The sequence below is a fragment of the Lentibacillus sp. L22 genome, from assembly GCF_040812445.1.
Taxonomy (GTDB): Bacteria; Bacillota; Bacilli; order Bacillales; family Amphibacillaceae; genus Lentibacillus_C; species Lentibacillus_C daqui.
In genome coordinates this window covers 13,326-36,116 of record NZ_JBFNXI010000029.1, presented here as the reverse complement: position 1 = coordinate 36,116, position 22,791 = coordinate 13,326, and the positions used below count along the sequence as shown (strand labels likewise).

Annotated in this window: 22 protein-coding genes; 5 read left to right on the top strand and 17 right to left on the bottom strand. The window is 40.8% G+C overall.

What is annotated here, in order from left to right; all coding sequences use genetic code 11:
• Positions 1–57: 57 nt before the first annotated feature.
• Positions 58–501, bottom strand: a complete 444-nt coding sequence (locus ABRT01_RS12575; RefSeq protein ID WP_269410073.1) for a potassium channel family protein — start codon at positions 499–501, stop codon at positions 58–60.
• A 208-nt stretch (positions 502–709) separates the two neighbouring features.
• Here ABRT01_RS12575 and ABRT01_RS12570 point away from each other — a divergent pair, with 208 nt between their 5' ends.
• Positions 710–2,002, top strand: coding sequence for a glutamate-1-semialdehyde 2,1-aminomutase (locus ABRT01_RS12570; RefSeq protein ID WP_269410074.1), 1,293 nt, complete (start codon positions 710–712; stop codon positions 2,000–2,002).
• Positions 2,003–2,065: 63 nt separating this feature from the next.
• Here ABRT01_RS12570 and ABRT01_RS12565 read toward each other — a convergent pair whose 3' ends face one another.
• The 9 genes from ABRT01_RS12565 to mutY all read right to left on the bottom strand — a co-directional run bounded on the left by ABRT01_RS12565 (position 2,066) and on the right by mutY (position 13,497).
• On the bottom strand, positions 2,066–3,952 hold the full coding sequence (locus ABRT01_RS12565; RefSeq protein ID WP_367747592.1) for an ABC transporter permease: 1,887 nt from the start codon (positions 3,950–3,952) through the stop codon (positions 2,066–2,068).
• The gene (locus ABRT01_RS12560) at positions 3,927–4,691 is read right to left on the bottom strand and encodes an ABC transporter ATP-binding protein (RefSeq protein WP_269412598.1); all 765 of its coding nucleotides are present in this window, start codon (positions 4,689–4,691) and stop codon (positions 3,927–3,929) included. Before ABRT01_RS12560 ends, ABRT01_RS12565 begins: the two co-directional genes overlap by 26 nt.
• Positions 4,692–4,853: 162 nt before the next feature.
• A complete protein-coding gene (locus ABRT01_RS12555) occupies positions 4,854–5,855 on the bottom strand; it encodes a sensor histidine kinase (protein ID WP_367747588.1) in 1,002 nt (333 codons plus the stop codon).
• A gap of 3 nt (positions 5,856–5,858) precedes the next feature.
• Positions 5,859–6,557, bottom strand: a complete 699-nt coding sequence (locus ABRT01_RS12550; RefSeq protein WP_269410077.1) for a response regulator transcription factor — start codon at positions 6,555–6,557, stop codon at positions 5,859–5,861.
• Positions 6,558–6,821: 264 nt separating this feature from the next.
• A complete protein-coding gene (locus tag ABRT01_RS12545) occupies positions 6,822–8,411 on the bottom strand; it encodes a Vga family ABC-F type ribosomal protection protein (RefSeq protein WP_269410079.1) in 1,590 nt (529 codons plus the stop codon).
• 800 nt (positions 8,412–9,211) lie between these two features.
• Positions 9,212–10,987: an ABC transporter ATP-binding protein gene (locus ABRT01_RS12540; protein WP_269410081.1), complete on the bottom strand. Its 1,776-nt coding sequence runs from the start codon at positions 10,985–10,987 to the stop codon at positions 9,212–9,214.
• Positions 10,988–11,222: 235 nt separating this feature from the next.
• Entirely contained in the window at positions 11,223–11,750 is a 528-nt protein-coding gene (ntdP, locus tag ABRT01_RS12535) for a nucleoside tri-diphosphate phosphatase (protein WP_269410083.1), read from the bottom strand.
• 328 nt (positions 11,751–12,078) lie between these two features.
• Positions 12,079–12,306 (bottom strand): gamma-type small acid-soluble spore protein, encoded by a 228-nt coding sequence (locus tag ABRT01_RS12530; RefSeq protein WP_269410084.1) that lies wholly within the window; start codon positions 12,304–12,306, stop codon positions 12,079–12,081.
• Positions 12,307–12,429: 123 nt separating this feature from the next.
• Positions 12,430–13,497 (bottom strand): A/G-specific adenine glycosylase, encoded by a 1,068-nt coding sequence (mutY, locus tag ABRT01_RS12525; RefSeq protein ID WP_439649462.1) that lies wholly within the window; start codon positions 13,495–13,497, stop codon positions 12,430–12,432.
• 167 nt (positions 13,498–13,664) lie between these two features.
• On the opposite strand from mutY, the gene ABRT01_RS12520 reads away from it, so the two are divergent.
• On the top strand, positions 13,665–14,651 hold the full coding sequence (locus tag ABRT01_RS12520; protein ID WP_269410086.1) for a metal-dependent hydrolase: 987 nt from the start codon (positions 13,665–13,667) through the stop codon (positions 14,649–14,651).
• Positions 14,652–14,701: 50 nt separating this feature from the next.
• On the opposite strand, the gene ABRT01_RS12515 is transcribed toward ABRT01_RS12520, so the two are convergent.
• The 3 genes from ABRT01_RS12515 to recX form a co-directional block, all read right to left on the bottom strand.
• Positions 14,702–15,034, bottom strand: a complete 333-nt coding sequence (locus ABRT01_RS12515) for a YfhH family protein (RefSeq protein ID WP_269412599.1) — start codon at positions 15,032–15,034, stop codon at positions 14,702–14,704.
• A gap of 477 nt (positions 15,035–15,511) precedes the next feature.
• Positions 15,512–16,537: an NERD domain-containing protein gene (locus ABRT01_RS12510; protein WP_269410088.1), complete on the bottom strand. Its 1,026-nt coding sequence runs from the start codon at positions 16,535–16,537 to the stop codon at positions 15,512–15,514.
• 525 nt (positions 16,538–17,062) lie between these two features.
• A complete protein-coding gene (gene recX / locus ABRT01_RS12505; RefSeq protein ID WP_269410090.1) occupies positions 17,063–17,878 on the bottom strand; it encodes a recombination regulator RecX in 816 nt (271 codons plus the stop codon).
• A gap of 144 nt (positions 17,879–18,022) precedes the next feature.
• Between recX and ABRT01_RS12500 the strand changes: the two genes are divergently transcribed.
• Positions 18,023–18,919, top strand: coding sequence for a TIGR01777 family oxidoreductase (locus ABRT01_RS12500; protein ID WP_367747579.1), 897 nt, complete (start codon positions 18,023–18,025; stop codon positions 18,917–18,919).
• A 182-nt stretch (positions 18,920–19,101) separates the two neighbouring features.
• A complete protein-coding gene (locus ABRT01_RS12495) occupies positions 19,102–19,233 on the top strand; it encodes a YfhE family protein (protein WP_269410092.1) in 132 nt (43 codons plus the stop codon).
• 141 nt (positions 19,234–19,374) lie between these two features.
• Here ABRT01_RS12495 and ABRT01_RS12490 read toward each other — a convergent pair whose 3' ends face one another.
• Positions 19,375–19,722, bottom strand: a complete 348-nt coding sequence (locus tag ABRT01_RS12490) for a hypothetical protein (RefSeq protein ID WP_269410093.1) — start codon at positions 19,720–19,722, stop codon at positions 19,375–19,377.
• Between the two features lie 142 nt (positions 19,723–19,864).
• On the opposite strand from ABRT01_RS12490, the gene ABRT01_RS12485 reads away from it, so the two are divergent.
• Positions 19,865–20,281: a helix-turn-helix domain-containing protein gene (locus ABRT01_RS12485; protein WP_269410094.1), complete on the top strand. Its 417-nt coding sequence runs from the start codon at positions 19,865–19,867 to the stop codon at positions 20,279–20,281.
• A gap of 484 nt (positions 20,282–20,765) precedes the next feature.
• Here ABRT01_RS12485 and ABRT01_RS12480 read toward each other — a convergent pair whose 3' ends face one another.
• From ABRT01_RS12480 to ABRT01_RS12470, 3 genes are all read right to left on the bottom strand, one after another.
• Positions 20,766–20,945 carry a type II toxin-antitoxin system antitoxin gene (locus ABRT01_RS12480; RefSeq protein ID WP_269410096.1) on the bottom strand — a complete coding sequence of 60 codons (180 nt, stop codon included), beginning with the start codon at positions 20,943–20,945 and terminating at the stop codon, positions 20,766–20,768.
• Positions 20,946–20,964: 19 nt separating this feature from the next.
• A complete protein-coding gene (locus tag ABRT01_RS12475) occupies positions 20,965–21,810 on the bottom strand; it encodes an SPFH domain-containing protein (RefSeq protein WP_269410097.1) in 846 nt (281 codons plus the stop codon).
• A 95-nt stretch (positions 21,811–21,905) separates the two neighbouring features.
• Positions 21,906–22,784, bottom strand: a complete 879-nt coding sequence (locus tag ABRT01_RS12470) for a ComEC/Rec2 family competence protein (RefSeq protein ID WP_269410098.1) — start codon at positions 22,782–22,784, stop codon at positions 21,906–21,908.
• Between the last annotated feature and the right edge of the window lie 7 nt (positions 22,785–22,791).

Sequence of the window (22,791 nt, the reverse complement as noted above, 5' to 3'; positions counted from 1 at the left end):
CTACATCCCTCCATTACAATATTCTAACAATACTATAACATGTACAAGTTCTGTTTGCTAATGATCGCGGCTATGATAGGAATATTGCACCAGCTTCAGGACAAACGCGGTTGGCAGTACATATCCAATCAGTGCTTCCACCAAGGCAATAAATCGACCAATTCCAACCGGCGCGATGTCGCCATAGCCAATCGTCAACAACGTCACACCGCTAAAATAGATGGAATGAATCAGTGTGCCGATTACCCCCACCTCTCTTAGCTCACCACCCTCCGCCAATGTCACATGCTCAAAGGAAAGAATAAAATAAATCAGTGCAAAACCAAGAATGACCAGGACATAAATCACTAATAGGGTATAAAAAATTTCTGAGGAAAAACGAACATCTTTCATCTCGAAACGCCGATTATGCAAGGGCCAATCGCGAATAAAACTAATTAGACTGCTGCCAATAATGATACAGATGAGAACGATCAACACAATCCATAAAAATATATGCATATAACGAATTCTCCTTCTTCACTTTCCTGCTTGTACCATATATATGCCTATCCCAAGAGAAGGTTGTCATCTTTTCATCATTCAACATGTCGATACTGCGAAACAGAAAAAAGTCGTGTAAAATAGGAAACGGGGGGTTAGTCTCCCACTGTTTTAAAGTGCTAAAGCAACAAAGGATTAATCCCCGAATAAGGAGGCATTTATAAATATGGATTTGACAAAATCAACACAATTACACGAAGAGGCACTTACCCATATTGTTGGCGGGGTCAATTCACCTTCTCGTTCCTATAAAGCCGTTGGCGGTGGCGCTCCGGTTTATATGGAGCATGGAAAAGGAGCGTACTTTTGGGATGTAGATGGCAATAAATATATTGATTACCTTGGCGCATACGGTCCGATTATCACCGGGCATGCACACCCACATATCGCGGAGGCAATCACCTACGCCGCAACAAACGGGACACTGTATGGTACACCAACCCGCTTGGAAAACACATTTGCCAAAATGCTCAAAGAAGCGATTCCTTCCCTTGACAAGGTGCGGTTTACCAACTCTGGGACGGAAGCAGTCATGACAACCGTTCGAGTGGCACGCGCATATACTGATCGTACCAAGGTAATTAAATTTGCCGGCTGTTACCACGGACATTTTGACTCCGTATTAGTCCAGGCAGGATCTGGTCCGGCAACACTGGGAACACCTGACTCCGCTGGTATTCCGAAAGCAGTTGCTGAAGATGTTATTACCGTCCCTTTTAACGACCTTGACGCATTTCAAGAAGCCATGGATAAATGGGGAAATGACGTTGCTGCGGTGTTAGTAGAACCAATCGTTGGCAACTTTGGCATTGTCGAACCGCATGAAGGTTTCTTACAATCGGTTAACGACATTACGCATGCTGCTGGTGCATTAGTGATTTATGATGAAGTAATCACGGCTTTTCGGTTTACATACGGCAGCGCTCAACAGATTTATGGCATTGAACCGGACATGACCGCCATGGGTAAAATTATCGGTGGTGGTTTGCCAATCGGTGCGTACGGTGGACGTGAAGACATCATGGAACAGGTTGCGCCGCTTGGACCCGCCTACCAAGCCGGGACCATGGCAGGAAATCCAGCCTCGATGGCCGCCGGAATTGCTTGCCTGGAGGTATTACACGAAGATGGTGTCTATGAAAAACTCGATCGCTTGGGCGCACGTTTGGAAGCTGGCATTCTGGAAAAAGCTGCCGAACACGGTGTGCCAATTTCGATCAACCGCTTATGTGGCGCCATGACCGTATATTTCGGAAACGGGGAAATTACCAACTATGCTGAGGCTGAAGCAAGCGATGGAGAGGCATTCGCGACCTTCTTTCAATTAATGTTAAATCAAGGCATTAATCTGGCCCCATCCAAATATGAAGCCTGGTTCTTAACGACCGAACACACCGAAGCTGATATCGATACAACGATTGAAGCGTGTGATCATGCATTTCAGGAAATGAGTAAATAACTTAATCTTAAAAACGCACCCTTTAACTGCGAAGGGTGCGTTTTTGATAGGACAATAATCTTGTTAATAAATCGCCGACCTAATCTGCTTCACATAGAAATACCGTACAATCAAGAAATAAACAATTTGGATAAGGGCAAATCCTCCCAGTACAAGAGAAGCCTCCTTAAACAAATTATATTCGAAAAGGTGCGCCAATGCTGTAAGTGCGACCGCTCCATGTACCAAGGCAACAACAATTGGTGCGAAGAATAGGATCGCTGTTTGTCTGTTCACGACTTTTTTCAATTCCCGTTGCGTCAGCCCGATTTTGGCAATGGAACCGAATTTCTGCTTATCCTCATCCAAATCGGTATACAATCGGAAATAGAGGAAACTTCCTGCCGATACAAAGAACACAATCCCGATGAATAAGCCAATAAACATAATTGGACCATAGGCTTTATTGATTTGGTAATCTATATAATCGAATGCTTGTGCTGTAAATCCAACTTGTTCAGATATTTTTTTGCCGGCGTTAATGAGTTGATCGGATTGACCGGATTCTGCTTGCCAAACAAAATGATCCCCGCTTCTTACCGGTTTTCCCAGTTGATCATATACATGGTCATTGACAACATAGTAAGCTCTAAATTCAGGTAGTACACTGGAAGTTGCTTTTCGATAAGGTTGAATCTCCCTGCCATCATCCAGTTTAACCGGGGATTTCATCAAGGTTTCACCCTCATTTGTATTCGTCAAGCTCTGACTATTATCCATCACAACCGCTTCATTTTCTTTTGGATGCAGTTCCTTTTCGTCAATGAGCCTGGCAAATCGATTATAATCCGATGCCTTGGCTATTAAGACATTCTGGTTATCTCCAAGATCGAAGTAATTTAATGTTACCTTTTCCGTTGCTGCCTGAATGTTTTCTTCTTGTAAAATCGTATTAATCTGCTTAACGTCTTGCTTCATATCGGTTTTACTCTCATCTTCAAGCGGATAATACGTAATGGAATATGGATTGGCTTCTTTCATTCCATTTGTCAGATACGATTGAAAACCATACAGCGTTCCAATCGCACTGAAAGCTACCGTAGAAATAATCGCCACCATGAAAAATGTTCTGGCATTATCCTTCAATCGAAATGACAGGTCAGAGAAAAGCAGCATATTCGTTTGCCGCCAAAAAATTGGTTTATTCTTTTTCAAGCGGCGAATGATGGACACACTCAACTGGGTGAACAGCAGATAGGTTCCGAGGATTACCACAATAATAACCGGAACCATCACCATAACGACCATTGTACCCTTGACAAATAATGCAGTTGCATACCCGGCTATCAACAATAGCGCAGCAAAAATGGCCAGTAATGCAGAAGCTTTTGGCTCCCCTTTTGACTGTTTATCTCCCTTGATCAAATCAATCAGTTTCTTTGTCCTTAATATAAACGAAACAAACAAGGATATAAACAAAAACAAGATGATGAAGCTAATAAACGTTATGATAATTGCTAGTGTTGGAAAATAAAAATCCAGCGACTCGCTAATGATCAGCACATTTTCCGCAAGCATGAGGATCACTTTAGCAAATACTAGTCCAAGTACTATCCCGCCAACAGTTGCAAAAAAGCCAATCAGCATATTTTCCAAAAATACCATCCAACGAATTTGCCCGCTGGATGCCCCCTGGATCATCAACAACCCAAACTCTCTCTTTCTCGATTGCAAGAATGAACTCATCGAATACAATACAAAAAAGAAAGAAAAAACGTAGATAATCCCACCGGCAACTGCCATACCAAACATTGCCTTTGAATTCACCGATCCCCCTGAAAAAGCAGGATGAAAGGCAAAAATGGCAAACGTGAAAAATACCATCACCGTAAACATGCTGCTTAGGAAATAGGCGACATATAGCCGTTTGTTGCGTAAAACATTATTAAACGCGAACTGACGAAAAGTCATTGTCATCCCCTCCCATCAAGGAAAGCATATCAATGATTTTCTGGAAGAATGCCTGCCTGCTGTCCCCGCGGTGGATTTCGGAATGCAGCTTGCCATCCCGAATAAATATGACACGATCTGAATAACTGGCTGCCTGTGGGTCGTGTGTCACCATCAATAAACTTGTTTTTTCCTGTTTATTAATGGACACAAGCATTTCCATCACATCTTTGGACGCCTTTGAATCAAGGTTTCCAGTCGGTTCATCCGCAAGTAACAACTTTGGTTCATGAATCATAGCCCGTGCAACGGCAACCCGCTGTGCCTGACCGCCAGAAATTTCGTATGTCCGCTTTCCCATAATAGAAGTAATCCCTAATACATCGGCAATTTGTTGGGCTTTCTCCTTCATTTCCTTTACTGGTTTCCCGTCTAACGTTAACGGCAAAACGATATTTTCCTCCACGGTCAACGTGTGCAGTAAGTTAAAATCCTGAAACACAAACCCAAGTTCCTGCCGGCGAAATTTGGCGAGTGCATTTTTTTTGAGCGTGTGCGGGTTTTTCCCTTCGATTGCCACGTCTCCGGTTGTTGGGGCATCAATTGTGGAAATAATATTGAGCAATGTCGTTTTCCCACTGCCAGACGGCCCCATAATTGCGACAAATTCCCCCTTTTCAATTTCTAAATTAATATCGGTCAATGCCCTGTAAGCAACTTTTCCCTCATATACTTTGCCTACATTGGTTAGTTTAAGCATCATCGTTCTCCTTTCCAGCTCGTTTCTGATCGCGTTCAAAAAGACCAGGATTGCTGTGTCATTATTATTACCAGTCTTTTTAAGCACGCTCTTGAACATCTTTTCTGGAATTAGTATAGCGCGATTGATAAGGAGTTACTATCGATTATGCTTTCACGTTTCTTACACCGATGTAAGATTTTGCGACTGGGGAAAAATGATCCTTATGCTTGTTCCTTTGCCTACCTCGGAATCAAATTCTAAACCATGTTCCAGCTTGTTGCATACTTCTTTCACCAGATAAAGGCCCATCCCCGTGGATTCACGATATTTGCGTCCATTTTCTCCGGTGTAAAATTTATTAAAAATGCGTTTTTGATCAGCAACAGCGATACCAATGCCAAAATCCTTCACTTCCAGTACTGCTTCTCCGTCTCGTTCGTACAATGACAGGATAATGCGCTTATCCTTTCCGGCAGAATATTTTACAGCATTATGGACAAGCTGTGACAGCATGAAAAACAGCCATTTCTCATCTGTTTCAACCGTTATCCCAGATTTTGCTTCGTGTAGCTGCGGATAGACTTCATTACGTATGTAAAATCGCTTATTTTCTTGATTCACCTCATGTGCAAGTTTGGACAGAACAACCGGTTTGATATGAAAATCTTCCTCAATGGTTCGCAGTCGCGCCATATACAATACGGTATTTAACCCATTACTGATGCGATCGGTTTCCTCCCGAATGCTTGAAGATTCCGGTTCATCCAGATTTTGCGCGGTTAACCGAATTACAGAGAGCGGCGTTTTCATCTGGTGTACCCAGCGATCCATAAACATTAAGTGCTCGTCCTGTTGATCCATTGCAGTTCGGAGTTGTTCTTGATATAAGCGGTATTGCGTATGCAACAATTGATCAAGCGCATGGGATATCGGTGTCTGATCGGTTTGTTCCAGCGATGCATCCAATGTTTTCATCGGTTGGGATAGTTTTTGGTAAAAATAGCGTCTGCTCACATACCGGTAGATGAGGTAACAGATAAGGAAGAAAAATGAAAGAAAGATGGCATAACCGATTAACTTGATATTCCGGTAGCCATCCAGACATAATATAATAGGAATAATCACACATTGGAGACATTGCACAATGATTAGCAAAACATGTTCGCGAATAAACAGTTTCATTGTCTAGTCCTCCTTCCACGTAATCTGAAGCCGATATCCTGCACCCCTTACTGTTTCTACCGCGTCCTCAATCCCAAGCTCCTGAAACTTTTTCCGAACGCGGGTGATATTTACATTTAGTGTATTTTCATCCACATATGCTTGCTCATCCCATAGTTTTTCCAGCAAATCCTCTCTGCCGGCAACACGCGGATACCGATCCATCAGACTTTCCAAGATATCCGTTTCCTTCTTTGTCAAGGACACAACATCATCTCCCAACCGCAATTCGAATCGTTCGGGGAACAACCGCAGTCCTTCTTTAACTAACACTCTTTCCTCGTGCTTCACTGCATATTCTCCATACGCCCGCCTTAGTTGGCTGCGAATTTTGGCCATGACAATATCCGGAGAAAATGGCTTGGTAATGAAGTCGTCCCCACCATTTTCCAATGCCATGACCTGGTCCATTTCTCCGGTGCGTGCAGAAATGAAAATGACCGGGCAAATCGACTGTTTACGAATTTGCCGACACCAATAATAACCATCATAACTAGGTAAATTTATATCAAGCAAAACAAGATCTGGCTGTTCCTTGTTAAATGCATCCATTAAATGTTCAAAATCATCCGTTACAGCAACCGCATAACCGTATTTCGTAATATAGGAATGAAGATATTCGGCAATTTTCAAGTCGTCTTCTACAATCATGATTTTTTCCATGCATGTTTCCCCCTTGGAATGGTATCAATTACTTGTGTGGTTCTTTCATTATATCCATGCGGCGCCTCTTGGTTTCGATCGAGTCCTTCCTTTTTTCGATCGAGTAATAATATCTAAATCTTCATCAGAATAGCTGACATGGTTTAGTTCTATGGCTGCTCTATCGATTGATTTCGTTGTTTACTCCATGGTGAAGTTCTTTTCTGAAATAGGTATAAAAGAGAAGCAGGAGAGAGAACCTCCTGCTGAACAAATCTTATTCTATCATTCCTTTTGCTGATTTAAAAGCGCGCGTTTTTGCTGGAGAAGCTTTTGAAATTCCTGATCCAGTTCATCCGATGGCTCCAGGCTGAGCTTGCTTAATGTTTCTGTTATCTTCGTTTCAATAATCATTAACTGCTGTTCGATTGGATCTTCTTGCGTCTCTTTTTCCGTTGGTTCTTGATGGAGCTGCTGGATGTTCCCATCAAAAAAGGTGAGCTGCTGCTGATTTATTTCAATGACCTTGGTTGCGATATTTTCGATAAACTGCCGGTCATGGGATACAAATAAAACAGTACCCTCATAGGCTTGAAGCAGACCCTCTAATGCTTCGACCGCCTCTATATCGAGGTAGTTTGTCGGCTCATCCAGAATAAGCATATTGATATCACTGACAAATAGCTTTGCAAATGCCACCTTAACCTGCTCACCGCCGCTAAGCACGTGAACAGGCTTAAATACATCATCACCATAGAAATGCAGTCTTGCTAAAACCGTCCGAATCAGGGTTTCATCCTGCTTAGAGGTTTCTTTGGCATTTTCCAGAATCGACTTTTCCTGATTTAAGGTAGATAAATCCTGTTGAAAATAACCTGTTTTAATAGACGGATTTAACGTGATGCCGGAATCTCTATTCATTATTTTTTTAATAAACGTTGTTTTGCCTGCTCCGTTTGGGCCGATGATGCCAACCTTATCTCCGCTCTTTATATTTAAACTGGCTTTTTTCCATAATTGTTTCCCGGGAACAGCACCTTCTACATCCTCTATTCGTAAAATAATTTTCTGCTGCAATTTTTCTTGATGGGGAAGTGTCATTTTCAAGGGAGCAGCCTCTCTTACCTTCTCCACTTTTTCCAGATTTTCTAATCGGCTTTCCAAAGCTTTGGATGTTTTTTGCAGCTTTTTCTGCTTTTTCGCAAAGTAGGGCTTCGCTCCTTTTAATGATTCTTCCGTGGAACCAATTTTACTTTTTGGTGTTTTAGTTACCCGCTGTGCTTTTTGCTCTTTTTTCTGTATCGCCTGCTCAAGCTGCCTTCTTTTCTGCTGATAATGCTCATAATCCAGACGTTGTTTTTCGATTTCTTTTTCCTTCTGCTCCCGGTATGCTGTATAGTTGCCGGAATAAATTTGGATGCTCTTTTCATCAATTTCCCAAATTTGCTGGCATAGTTTATCTAAAAAATTGCGATCATGAGAGACGACAATTAATGCTCCCTGCCAATGGGACAGCTGTTTTTCAAGCCATTCAATATGGGCTGTATCCAGATTGGTTGTCGGCTCATCAGCAAGAAGGAGGCCGGTTTGCTTCTGTAAAGCTTCTACGATATAAGCCTGCGTCACTTCCCCGCCGCTTTTTTCATCACGCTTCTCTTTTAATTGTGGCAATAATTCCACGGAAGTATGCATGTGAATCGTACCTTGTTCTGGCGGAATCTTACCGGCAAGGAGGTTGAGCAAAGTTGTTTTTCCTGAGCCGTTCTTCCCGACTAAACCAATACGGTCTTTGGCATGAACAACTAAATGCTCTATCGAAAATAGTTCCCGGTCTTTGATACTGTGTTTGATATGATGTGCTTCTAAAATTGTCATAAAATCATCTCCGTATCTATGAAGGATGGGAATAGGGGAGGGTAACTGCATAAGAAAAACCCCTATTCTACATTCAGAACAGGAGTCGCCAAAAAAAGGAAATGGGCATACATATCGCTCATTTCATACGGGTATTTATCACAAAGGATAAAGGCTAATCCTGTTCTGAAATCGTTCCATGAGAGCATGAAAAATAATACAGCAAGAGGGCACACAGATTTCGAGTTTACAATCTGCTGTTATCATACTCCTATGGAATTCATTCTTTTAAAAAACAGGATTAGTACTTCATGTTCCCTTTGTTCACCCTTTCGATAATTGTTGATTATAGTATAGCGGAAATAGAAGCATTTGTCATTAAAAGAAAATGGATAGCCGGTTAATTTTCAGAGTTCTTCCATTTAAACCGTGTTATGAGCGCCATGATTATAATATTTAAAATGGAGGCGAGCAAAGCACAGCTAGCCATAAATAATAATCCCAACCCTCCCCAGCCGCCCACAAAAAGAAGCCGGCTATAATAAGTAAAAGACTCAAGTCACTATCTCTTTTTTATTCTTGCTATGCTTAGCGGTGTTCTTCTCACAGCGGTTGTTTTACACATCGCAGCGGATTTTGTTGTTGGAGGGATACTAACCTCGGATAAATTACAATACTTGTTGCCGGTACCTTTTTAGGCATAAAGTCAAAGAGTACAATTGAAGTTAGTTTGTATGGTATCCCCCCTGAAAACGTTGATTTTATAAGGTTTCTTCATGTTTTCTTATGTCAGCAGGCTCAACGGGGGAGTTTTTTACAAACTAATGCGATTTTGCACGTACCGGTTCGTCCTGATCAAGATTCTGTACTTGATATAAATCATAATAGCTGCCTTGTTTTTGCATCAGTTCATCATGTGAGCCGACTTCGATAATCCTGCCATTTTCAATAACAACAATGCGATCGGCATGGGTAATCGTTGCCAGACGGTGGGCGACAATAAATGTGGTCCGGTCTGATGCCAGTTTTTCCATCGCTTCCTGTATGGTGTGCTCACTTTCCAAATCAAGGGCAGAGGTTGCTTCGTCAAAAATCAGGATTGGCGGATTTTTCAAGAAGACACGGGCGATGGCGATTCGTTGTTTTTGTCCACCAGACAATTTTACACCGCGTTCCCCAACCAAGGTGTCGTATCCATGAGGTAAATCCTTGATAAAGATGTCTGCATTCGCTGCTTTAGCGGCCGCAACCACCTCTTCATCGGTTGCATCAGGTTTTCCCATACGAATATTCATAGCGATCGATTCGGAAAATAGCGTATTATCCTGAAGTACCATACCAATGTTATCACGCAATGAACGAGCCTTTAAATCACGGACATCCATGCCATCTACCTTAATGGAACCAGCTGTAACATCATAGAATCGGGGTATCAGGCTAACAATTGTTGACTTTCCACCTCCGCTCATGCCAACAAAGGCAATAGTTTCACCTTTTTTCACATGTAAAGAAACATCCTTCAGCACGGGAGGCTCTTCTTCCTCATACTGAAACGACACGTTCTCTATATCAATCGTTCCTTCTGCATGACGGAGTTCCTTTGCATCAGGTTTATCCGTTATATCATATTTTACATTCATAAATTCAAATACACGATCGATCGAGGCGATTGATTGTGTCAAAGTCGTTGATGAATTGATCAGGCGACGCAAAGGGCTGTACACGCGCTCCATATAGCCATAAAAAGCAGCCATCGTTCCTATTGTCAGATGACCGTTAATCACCTGGTACCCGGCAAAGGCAATGACTAATAATGGAGCAAGGTCAGTAATGGTATTGGTTACTGCAAATGTTTTAGCATTCCAGTCTGTATGCAGCAGCGCCCGATCAAGAAAATTCATGTTGCGTTTATCAAATTGGGATTGCTCATAATCTTCAAGTGCAAAGCTTCTCGTTACCGGCAATCCTTGGACCCGCTCATGCAAGTGTCCCTGGACTTCGGCAAGCGCCTGCGATCTATTCCTGGTTAACCGACGTAATCTCCCATAAAAATACTTAATAGAAAAACCGAAAAACGGAAAAAGGATGATTGCGACAATTGTCAACGGAATATTCATCGTCAGCATGATCCCAATCGCAATAACAATTGTAATCATATCCAGCCAAACATTCATCAGTCCAGTAATGACAAAGACTTTCGATTGTTCGACATCATGTATTACCCGGGAAATAATTTCGCCGGTTTTTGTCTGGGCATAAAATCTCAAGCTCAGTTTTTGGATATGGTCAAACAAGCGATCACGGATATCGTACAAGACTTTATTCCCAACCCATTGCGCCAAATACTGTCGATAATACTCAACTGGCGGACGCAAAATGATAAAGACGACAAACGCTCCACTCATTATCCAAAATAGTTTGTGCAGTTTTTCCGCATGAGTCAAATCATCGACACTAATAATATTGTCGATTACATATTTTAAAATCAATGGCATGAGTAATGGGATCGCAAATTTAATAATCCCGATCAGTACCGTCCAGACGATTTTCCATTTATATGGTTTCACAAACCGTAAATATTGTTTAATACTACTCATGATTGCACCTACCTTGTGCGTAACAATAGAAAACCCTTGCTACAGTGTAACAAGGAACTTCTCTAGTGTATATATTATTTCTTTAATCAATTCGTTTATGACAGGATATCATTGGTTACGCCCAGTATTATAAAGTGAATGGTGCAAGCGAGCAACTAAATAGCTCACTGTCTCGATAATTGTGGTTATCATTTGTTATAGACGCTATACTCTTAACAAAAATTCGGCGAAAAAACTACCTGTATGTCAGATACATCTCATACCATTGATCAACAAAATAAGCGGCAAATGGACCTTTCCGCTGGTGAATCCATCTTAATAAAATGTCCAAATTTCTATGTAAAATCCGATCAATTACATCCGGATAATTCATTTGCTTTTTATGTTCTTCATATTCATCTTCATCAAGAATATCAAAGGTCATATCCGGGTATACTTTTACATCCAAATCATAGTCAATATATTTCAAAGCTCCTTCATCATACACAAATGGAGATCCAATATTGCAATAATAATAAATCCCATTCGTTCGCAGCATGCCGATAATATTAAACCAAAAGTTCGCATCAAAGTAGCAAATTGCCGGCTCTCTGGTTACCCATGTTCGTCCATCACTTTCGATAACATCAGTTTTATCATTTGCCGCAATGACAACGGAGTCAGTACCCTTTAGAACCAGACTGTTCTTCCATATTCGGTGTAGTTGGCCGCTATGTTTATAACTATGTATTTCAATTTTTGAACCTGCTTCGGGACCTGCCATATTATCTACCCTTCCTCACCCTTTATGATCATTATAACGTAAATAACTGGAATAGGAAAAGCTCAAACCGCCATTTCAAAAGGATGTTCAAAAAGTCCGGGTAAAATAACATACCCCTTCAAAAGGCTATCCCGACATCTGAGCGCAAGCCCGTTTTAAGCCGGCCTTCCTTGCTCGTTGGCTTGTATTTCCGCTTCTCATCGAGGTGGGGATCTTCTGCCAAAGCCGCCCATGTTCTGTAGGACACAGAAATCAGCTGTACAAGCTCATAATGACAAAAAGAGCTTCCTGGGCAGGAAACTCTTTTTGCAAAAATCGGGGTAGGTGGTTACTGCTTATTTTGTTGAGATTTTTGATTTTGTTTTCTTACTTTTTGTGCTTCTGTTTCAGATGCAAATTCAGTACCAAATTGAGATTGGCCTTGGCTCTGTCCTTGAGCAGCTTTATTGTTTTGCTGCTTCACTTTTTGAGCGTTTGTCTCAGATGCAAATTCAGTACCGAATTGACCTTGGGAAGCCTTTTGAACATTTGCACCCTGTTTGTTGTTCTTAGCCATCAATATCACCTCCGCACTACTTAACATGCTCCACATAGCGGAAGTTATCCAAACTAAATAATAGGTAAAATTTACCTCACAAATGACGCCTCGAAGTAAAGGATCCTTAATCAAATCCACCATTTACCCAATATATTTCAGCATCTTTTGATGGGAAACAGGAAATGGGTAGGCTGCCAAATCAGACTGGTTCACAAAGCGGATCCGATCATCAGCCGTCTCTGTCTGCTTTGTAGTAGCGTAATATATGTTTAATTGCCAAATTAAATGGGTAAAAATATGTTTGAGGGTCCCAGCTTCAGCACCCAGGTTGATCCGCAAACCATACTCGGCGAATAGCCAATTTGCTATATGATCCATTCCAATTTCATCGATTGGAACCATTGGAAACTGCCAAAGATTAGCTAATAAACCGTGATCGGAACGTTTTTCAATCACATATTGACCATGCTCATTTTTGATTAATAATGCAGCATAGGGAACCGTTTTTTGTTTTTTCCCTTTCGATTTAACCGGTAACTCTTCTTCCAATCCCTGTGCAAATGCCCGGCAATGCCGTTGTAGTGGGCAAAGCAGACATGCAGGTGATTTCGGCGTACAAACAAGCGCCCCCAATTCCATGATTCCTTGGTTAAACGACGACGGATCTTCTTTTGAAATAAGTGCTGCCGCCAGCTTTTCAAACCGTTTTTTTGTACTGGATTTGGCAATATCATCGTCAACAAGCAGCACGCGGGAAAGAACACGCATGACATTCCCGTCCACTGCAGGTTCTGGCTGATCAAACGCAATTGATAAAATGGCACCTTTTGTATAAGGGCCAACACCTTTTAATGCACCCAAATCTTCAGGCGTATCCGGTACTTCACCGCCGTAACTGGCAACCACTTCTTTAACAGCCGTTTGCAAGTTGCGGGCGCGGGAATAATAACCCAATCCTTCCCATGTCTTCAGTACGTCCTGCTCATCTGCTTCAGCCAATGCTTTTGGGGTTGGATATTTTTCAATAAATCGGTGAAAATAAGGGATAACCGTATCAACCTTTGTTTGTTGAAGCATAATTTCGGAAACCCATATTTTATAAGGATCCCGCACTTTTCGCCAGGGAAGATCACGCTTATTTTGTTTGTACCAAGCGATTAAATCCCGTTGAAATTCCAGAATGTCAAAATTCTGTAACCGTTTATCTATCAAAATATTTCACCCTTTATGATACAATAATAAGTAGTACTAACAGTAAACATCATCATGCACAAACTTTTTTCGGCATATAATTATTGCACCAATCGTATAAAATTTTGTGTTCAAAAGGTTTCCTTTTAACACAAAAGAAAAATTTATAAGGAGGAACTTGCTTCATGGACACTGGCACCCATATCGTCATGGGGATAGCGCTTGGCGGATTAGCAACACTTGATCCAGCCGTCCACAACGATCCTACACTATTTCACGCTATCTTAGTTGGAACAGTTGTAGGTTCCCATGCACCTGACTTTGATACAATCCTAAAAATGAAAGGCAATGACGCTTATATCCGAAACCACCGTGGAGCGACCCATTCCGTTCCTGCGATACTCATGTGGGGCGTGTTAATTGCCGGTTTGATCCACGCGTTTGTTCCACAGGTTAACTTTTTCCATTTATGGCTCTGGACGTTTGTAGCTGTGGTTATCCATGTGCTTGTCGATATTTTTAACGCATATGGAACCCAGGCATACCGGCCCTTTACCGATCGCTGGATCGCACATGGGTTCATCAATACATTCGACCCGTATATTTTTCTTTTGCATATCGCCGGAATTATCGCCTGGATACTCGGTGCTAATCCGGGCTATACATGGATCATCGTTTACACGGTTATCTTATTATATTACATTAAACGGTACCTTGATAAGCGGGAAATTGTAAAAAAAATACGTGATTACTTTCCGGATATCCAGTCAATCACCACGTCACCGACTATCAAGCAAAACACATGGCGTGTGGCGATTACAACAACGGATAAATTTTATGTCAGCCGTGTTGAAAATGGTCATATCCAAATTGTCGACAAATTTGATCGCGTTCCATTGCCAAATACGGAAATTATGAGGGTCGCGCAAAAGGATTCGAACGTTGCGGCGTTTTTGTCCTTTTCCCCGGTCTATCGTTGGGAAATTAATGACTTTGATGATTTTACCGAAGTGCGATTTATTGATCTTCGGTATCGCTCCAAAGGACATTACCCATTTATAGCCGTTGTGCACATTGATGATAATATGAAAATTATGAGTTCGTATACCGGTTGGATTTATTCGGAACAGAAGCTGCAGAATAAACTGTTGTTTGGAGATAATCCGGTGTAACGAAATCAGCAAAACACTAGGGATCGCACCCTCGCAAAGGGTGGCGATCCCTAGTTTACTTTTTCCCCCAATACCGAAATCGGAACTGCTTCTTCCTTTTCATATTGCTCGTTCAACAAATTCAACCGATGACCCCAAGCAAACACACCGTTAATATAATTTATTTTAAAAGTATGACCAGGATCACCAGCAATTTGATGAATATCATCCGGGTGAAAATCTTCCGGGTTCAACATATAAGCCATGGCAACTTGCATTTTCCGTTCATTGACGGCAACTTCGCTAATATTGCCAAGCTGTTCGGCTTTTTGCGCTTTCTCCTTAAGCCGGCCAACCTCCTGGCGTAACTGCTCAATCGAATAATCACTGTAACGATAGTCCAACATCATTGTCCCCTTTCCAGTAAGGCACTCTATAAAGACTAAAACCATGGTTACTATAATTAAAAAGCCTTAGTCCTTTGCAAGTTACCCACTACCTATCAGTTTACATTTTTCCACTAGTTTAAGACAATAAAAATGAATGGTTTATGTCGTCATATTTTTAAACAAGTGTTATGCGAGGATATTTGCTTGGCAGGAAAGGATATCGACTGAATGGCGTGTTGCATCAACCTGCAGCGTTCGTTTATCGACCGAGTGCCACTCTTTATCAACCGGGGAGTGCAGGATATCGACCAGATAGCGCTTTTTATCAACCATAATGTGCGCATATCGACCAGATAGCGTGCTATATCAACCACATAGCACATAATATCGACCAATGAGGCACGCATATCAACCGATAAATAGAGGATATCAACCATGTAAACATAAAAACATGGAGTCACCCCTGTCCTTAAGCATTGGAAATTTGATCAATCAAAAAATGTCCAATACAGACTGGAACTTACCAGGGAAATCTGAATCCTGTGGATACTCATCAACTTTTGGAGCATAGTAGATTCTTCCACTATTTTTCCCGGAATATTTCAAACCCATTGATTTTAGTAACCGATAAATAACTCTGGGGGAATCAATGCTTAGTAAACGTCGGCACTGGCTGTTTGTTATGGTGTCATGGTAGAGCAAAAAATAGTCTAAAATAACCCGCTCATGCAATTTTATTTCTGTTGCTGAGCATTTTTGGCATACCCATTTTCCATACGTCCGGGTTATTGCAGGTTGTCCACATTTAGGACATGAAATTCTGGTGTGAAGGTGTCTTTCCTGAATGTTAAACCGTTTAATTAAATCTGGATGAAGTGGTGCATTGGCATGTAAAATTAGGTTATTCAAGTTTTTAATTTGCTGGATTGATAAGGGATGAGCTGTATATTTTTCCGCTAGTTGATCCAAATGTAAATGCAAACTTTCCATTCGTATCAGTTTTCTATAAATAATGGGGGCGTTTTGCTTTATATTAATAATGGTGGAGGGGTTGCTACTAACCACTAATGTATCTAGTGGGATTGATATGTTAAATTGATGCAGCCAATCTTGTAAATGTCTTTTTTGTGTTTCGGCCTGTAGTATAGGATCTTGTAAAGCCATTCTTTTATCCCCATTAATTTGAACTAATTGATTCAATTTGCTATCGCATTCTATGATTCCAGCGATATTTTTTATTTCCAAGATACAGATGAATTTATCGCAAATAATTAACGTGTCTATTTGAAAATGAAAGTTGTGGATTTTTAGACGGATATCATGAATGACGTAGAAATTTTTCCGGGGGAACTGCATTAGGCTAAAGTCAACATCTTTTTCTCCTAAATACCCTGCATTAAAGCGGTTATAGCGTTCTAAGAGTTTTGGATTCTTCCTGTAACGTTCTTTCAAATTACGAAATAGCGCCTCATAACATAAAATAACATAAGGTTTTTTTCTGTGTTTAATAACTTTCAATGGATTGCTCCTTCCTACATTGGTTTATACGTTACAATTTCGACAAAAGATAAAAAATTCCTCTTTTTTAAGTGGAATTTTTTTGTGAGAATAATATATATGTAATTGTGATGGTAAAAATGTCGTGTAGCACTTGATGGCAGATGAATATCGGTAGAATTTGTTGAAATATCGACTGGATAGAACAGAACATCAACCGGAAAGGCCTGAATATCAACCTCATGTATATTACTATCAACCAAAAAGTGGTGTTATCGACCACTCACATGATGATATCAACCAGAAAGAAAGATATATCGACCCCCATCGCAGTTATTTCGACCGGTATCAACCGCTTGCATGATGTTATCGACCACTTACACGTCGGTTTCAACCGGAATGAAGGAAATATCGACCTTCTTCGCCTCTATTACGACCGGGAAAACCAGATATCAATCACCTGCACGCTTCTATCAACCACAAAAGCGTTGTTATTGACGCACATGCTAATTTCAACTTTCAACCGGAAGCATTTAAAGCTTCCGGTTACTCTCCCCCACTGTATTCATCCAAAAACCGATTAATCTGCTCGATGGCAAACCCTTTACGGAATAATGCCTCTTTCACCTTTTGATCCAGCATCTGACCGGATTGTTTTTTCCCGTATTTACGCATGACTTTTTCTCCATGATGGACAAGCGCTTCCCATTCGGCGTCATCATCTTTTTGTTCTGCCATTTCGTCAAGGACATCCTTGATAATTGGCTGGGTAAAACCTTTTTGCAGTAAATTTCCTTGTAGCTGCTGAAGTCGCTGTCGAAAAGAATGTTTGCTGGATTGATTCAGCTTTTTTTCCACGACTTTGCATGCCTTTTCATATTGTATTTCGTAGGTATAAGCTGTGACTGCCTGACCGGCAATATCTGCTGCCACCCCTTTTTCTTGTAACTCTTTTTGTACAAGTCTGGGACCTTTTGTTGTTGTATTGATTCTGGTTCGAACAAAAGACTCGGCAAATTGCTTATCATCAATCAATTTTTCTTGCTCAAGTCGGCTAAGAATCTTACTAATCTGCTCTTCATCCACTTCTTTTTTTAATAAAAAATCATGCATTTCCTTTTTTGTTCGCATTCGGTAGCTTAAATAATTAATCGCCAGGGTATATGATTTATGAAAGCTATCTTTTTTCAATAGGGTCGTAATCATTGCATCATCCAGTTCAAGTCCCTTTTTCAGATGATATTCAATCAGGACAGCTTCATCGACACTGAAACCATATTGTTCACCGTCCCCATTGTCAATGTAAATATTATAACGGCTGTTTTGTCTTTTTTGCGTCGTAATTCGTGTGATTTTCGTCAAATTAGCACCCCCATCTTTATCATACCAAAACGATGAACATATGTACTATGATTTAGCAAATAGCAATCCTGGTTATGGAATATACTATAAAGAAGATGCTGCATGTCAAGATTACCAACATAAACTGATCTTTACCTAAAAGGAGTGAAAACCTTGAATATCTTAATTACTGGAGGAACCGGTTTTGTTGGCCGTCATTTGACCCAATTATTAACAAAAGAAGGTCATCATGCCTATGTCCTCACCCGGTTTCCTGAAAAATATCACAATACAACAAACACTACCTATCTGCACTATCCGGAAACGCCCAAAGCTTTACCGATTATCCATGCTGTCGTGAATCTGGCCGGCGAGTCGCTGTTTGGCTATTGGACACCGAGGAAAAAAGAAGCCATTCGAAATAGTCGAATTTTAACTACACAGACTGTGATTGACCTTGTGCAACAAATGGACAAGAAGCCATCGGTATTTATCAGCGGTTCCGCAGTTGGTTATTATGGTATGTCTGATGATCAGATTTTCACCGAGCAAACAACGACTCCAGGAAATGATTTTTTAGCCCAAGTGGTTACCGATTGGGAAAAAACTGCCAGCCAGGCAAGTGAATTAGGAATCCGTACTGTATTTACCCGGTTTGGCGTGATCCTGGGAGAAAAAGGGGCACTTCCCTACATGAGTTTACCGGTAAGATTGTTCATCGGCGGGAAAACCGGCAGTGGAGAGCAATGGATTTCCTGGGTTCATATTGATGATGTCGTTCAGTTGATTCTGTTTTGTATACAAAATGAACATATTGACGGACCGGTTAATGTTACCGCACCAAAACCGAAACGGAATAAAGCGTTCATCCGCCTATTAGCCCGGGTGCTCCACCGGCCATATTGGCTCCCCACCCCCACCACACTGATTCACACCAGTCTTGGGCAAGTGAGTGAGCTAATCACCAAGGGACAATATGTACTCCCAAAAAAAGCGGAAACTTTTCAATATCCGTTTCGTTATCCGGATGTGGAAAGTGCATTGAAACAAATTTTAAAATAAATAAGTGAAAAAATAGTACGCTTGTTCAACTAAAAATCCATATGAAGCCTATTTACAATTAAGGATGAAGAAGTTTCCTGATTCGTATAATTTTTACCATCCCGGTAAACCTAGACATAGAAAAACGCGAGATGCTCGGCTTGCTGCTGGGGTTTCAAACCACACAAAAGTGAGGGATATCGATGGGTAAAAATAAAAAGGACGTTCATCAAGAGAAATTTTTAAACAAGACGCAGGAAGTATTGTACCAACGCGAGTTCAAGGGTGCAGATAAGGTGTATGAACAATTTTCACAAAAACGGAGCCGGAGCTAACATATCCGGCTTCGTTTTTGTTTATCACACACTAACGGGCTACACTTATCCACAACTTGTTAATCATGTTGGTAACTTATCAACAAACTGCTATATCGTCTTTCGGTTTGTTGATAAGTTTGTGGATAAGGTGAATTATATTTATTCTGCCATATCGACATAATATTTCGCCTTGTTTTCCTTCACAAAGGGCTTTTGCTTATATTCCAAAGCAATACGTTTATATAATATTTTTCTTGCTTCACTTTCTGCATCTTCCTTTCGCTTGCCAAATCCATACCCTGTCATGATATTTGTCAATTCAAACATTAATGCTGCTTGCCAGACGGCTGATTTATCGACATTCCAAAGGAAAATATACACCGTATGATCCCCTTCAACATGAATTTCCAGTTCTTCTTCCGTAAACATTACCCGCAACATGAAGCATTTTGTTAGACTTGTAATGGTTTGGTGATACAAAATCAGGCAGCTAACCAAGTAACTCATCCCCTTCACGTTCTGTTTAGGAATATTTTACTATATGTTCTATATCAGAACAATGAAAAGCATTTATTTTCGCTAATGTCTGATAGGATAAATCTAGTTAACATGTTTTTTATTTATTCTATCTAAACAGAGTGTGATGATCATGAACTTGGAGCAGATTTCCTATAACATCAAATTTTTGCGTAAACAACACAAGTGGACCCAAAACGACTTGGCAAAGCGACTATCAACTTCCCGCTCTGTGATCGCCAAATGGGAAAACAACGTGGTGATCCCGGATGTGTCTTCCCTTATTGAATTGAGCATGGTATTCGACGTATCCATTGACCAACTGGTTGGCAATTATTCCGTACGCGAAGATCTGTTGAGGGACTTCAAACGTGTCTACAGTTCCGATGCTGAATCCTTTGATGTCGAGGCGATGGAGATCGTTGAATATATCATGCAACATCCCGAGTTCAAAACAAACATTCACCGCTTAAAAGGACTTCCTTTAAAAAAACAACAATCCATTCAACGTTTATTTGGTAATTTAATTCAAGAATGTGAGCAATTATAGCAGCTATTCCATTCACATTAGAAGCGGATAGCTGCTTTATTCGCTCACACTCGGTTGATTCCTGCACCCTCAAGTTGATATCAACAGGTTCCCCGGTTGATTTCCGTTCAAGATTTAATTTTACGATGCTACAAGACTAACGTGCAGCATGAATGGTTATTTTCCTCAATAATAACCAACTGATCCCGTATAATACAATTGCAATCAACAGTATTTCATAGAAAAACACAATTGAAAATGATTGAGCAATAGCAATAATGAAGTCGATTAGAAAACCCTGCGCCAATCCGAATAACAAGATAACCACCATTAGGCCTAAACAATGCCGCTATACTTGTTGATGTCAATATAATTTTCAAAAAAAACTAAAAAGGCGTTACACTATGTATAGTGCAACGCCTTTTTATATGTCCGATAAGAACAAAAAAGTAATCCTTCATGTGCTTCTAACCAGGCGCTAAGGGATCACTTTTCCTAACCTGTACTAATCTTCCCCAATCTTCTTATCGTCCTTCTTCGGAAGCCTGCCAGCGCGCTTGGCCGCCTCTCTAAGCAAGAATTCCACATGGCTGTTGACGCTGCGAAATTCATCCTTTGCCCATCGTTGTAAAATATCGTATAGTGCCGGATCTATGCGTAACGGGAAATTCTTTTTCTTCGCCATCGAATCCCTCTTTTAAACCTTATTGATACAGTGATCCCGTATTGATGACCGGTTGAGATCCATTATCGGAAACAATCGAGACCAGCAAATTATTAATCATTGCTACCCGGCGTTCTTCATCCAAATCAACAATCCCTTGCTTCTCAATTTGCTTAATTGCGTCCTGTACCATACCAACCGCGCCTTCAACGATTTTCCAGCGAGCGGCAATAATGGCATCTGCTTGTTGTCGCTGTAGCATCGCCTGGGCAATCTCGGTCGAATAGGCCAAATGCGTCAATCGTGCCTCAATCACTTCCACGCCGGCAACTTTTAGACGATCCTGTAATTCGTCGGTTAACTCATTGGATACCTCTTCCGCATTTCCCCGCAGACTTAACTTCGTATTTTCAAATGTATCATACGGATATTTGGTTGCGACCGCGCGAATTGCAGTTTCACTTTGGATCTCAACAAACTGTTTATAATCATCGACATCGAACACCGCTTTTGCCGAATCAATTACTTTGAACACAATCACCGCAGCAATTTCGATCGGATTCCCATTGACATCATTGACTTTTAACAGCTTACTATTGAAATTTCGCACCCGTAATGAAATCGTTCTTCGTATGGAAAATGGTACCGTAACAACAATTCCTTCCCGTCGAATCGTCCCCATATATTTCCCAAGAAAAATTACGACCACTGACTGGTTAGGCTGTACCAATGTGACCCCGCTTCCCAATACAATGGCAACCACCAAACAAATCGCCCCAATAATAAACTGTGTTTGAATGAAACTAATAACAGTTCCAGCAATGAGGACTGCTATGATAATAATCCCCAAAAATCCATTCATTGACCATGCAGCTCGTTCCTTCATGGTGTCTCCTCCTTTGATATCATATTATGACTATATTAGTATGATATCATTTTTGTTTAAATTTGTAAATATATTTTACTGAAAATTTGTTAATTCTATCCCGCTTTTCCGGTTAATCCATCCATTGGTGATTTTTCCGTGAAAATAAAATATCCTTTCCCGTTTGTCACAATGGAAATGTCACCATAGACCGCGGTAGAATATATCATGGAATGGATTCGCTGCAAATTGCCGACAACCCGGTCGACTGGATGTCCATAATGATTCATTTTGCTATAGGTTAAGATAGCTACTTTCGGTTTGACCAAATTGAGAAATCGATACGATGTGCTTGTATTTGATCCGTGATGACCAACTTTATAAATGTCTGATTGAACATCTTTTTCTTGCTCCATCAATTGTTCTTCCTGCCCGCGCTCTGCATCTGCCATAAGCAAAAAGTCAACCTCGTTATAGCCGACTTTTAACACAATGGAGGATTGATTATTATTTTTATGTTCCTCATATGAATTCAACACACTGATATCCACTAATGGGTCAACATCCACCACGTCACCTTGCTTGGCAATGTTAACCGGAATTTTATGTTTGTGAATTTGATTAATATATCGTACATATGTCTTGGTTGAGTGCAATTTGCCCGAATCCAATGCTTTGTCAATCTTGAAGGATTTCATTACTGTTGGAAGTCCGCCAATATGATCGATATCCGGATGTGTGGCAATTAACAGATCAATTTTCTTGATGCCACGCGCTTTAAGAAATTCCACCACATCCTTCCCCGCTCTCGGGGGCCCGGCATCAATTAAAATGTTTTTCTTACCCGGGGTTTCAATAAGCGTACTGTCCCCTTGTCCTACGTCAATGAAATGGATCTTCATTTGCTTAGGCTGCGGTGTTTCGGCTGATATTGTAGTTGGGATAAAAAATAATTGCAGCAAGATAACGACTTGAAAAACTTGAAAAATCCGCATGATGATA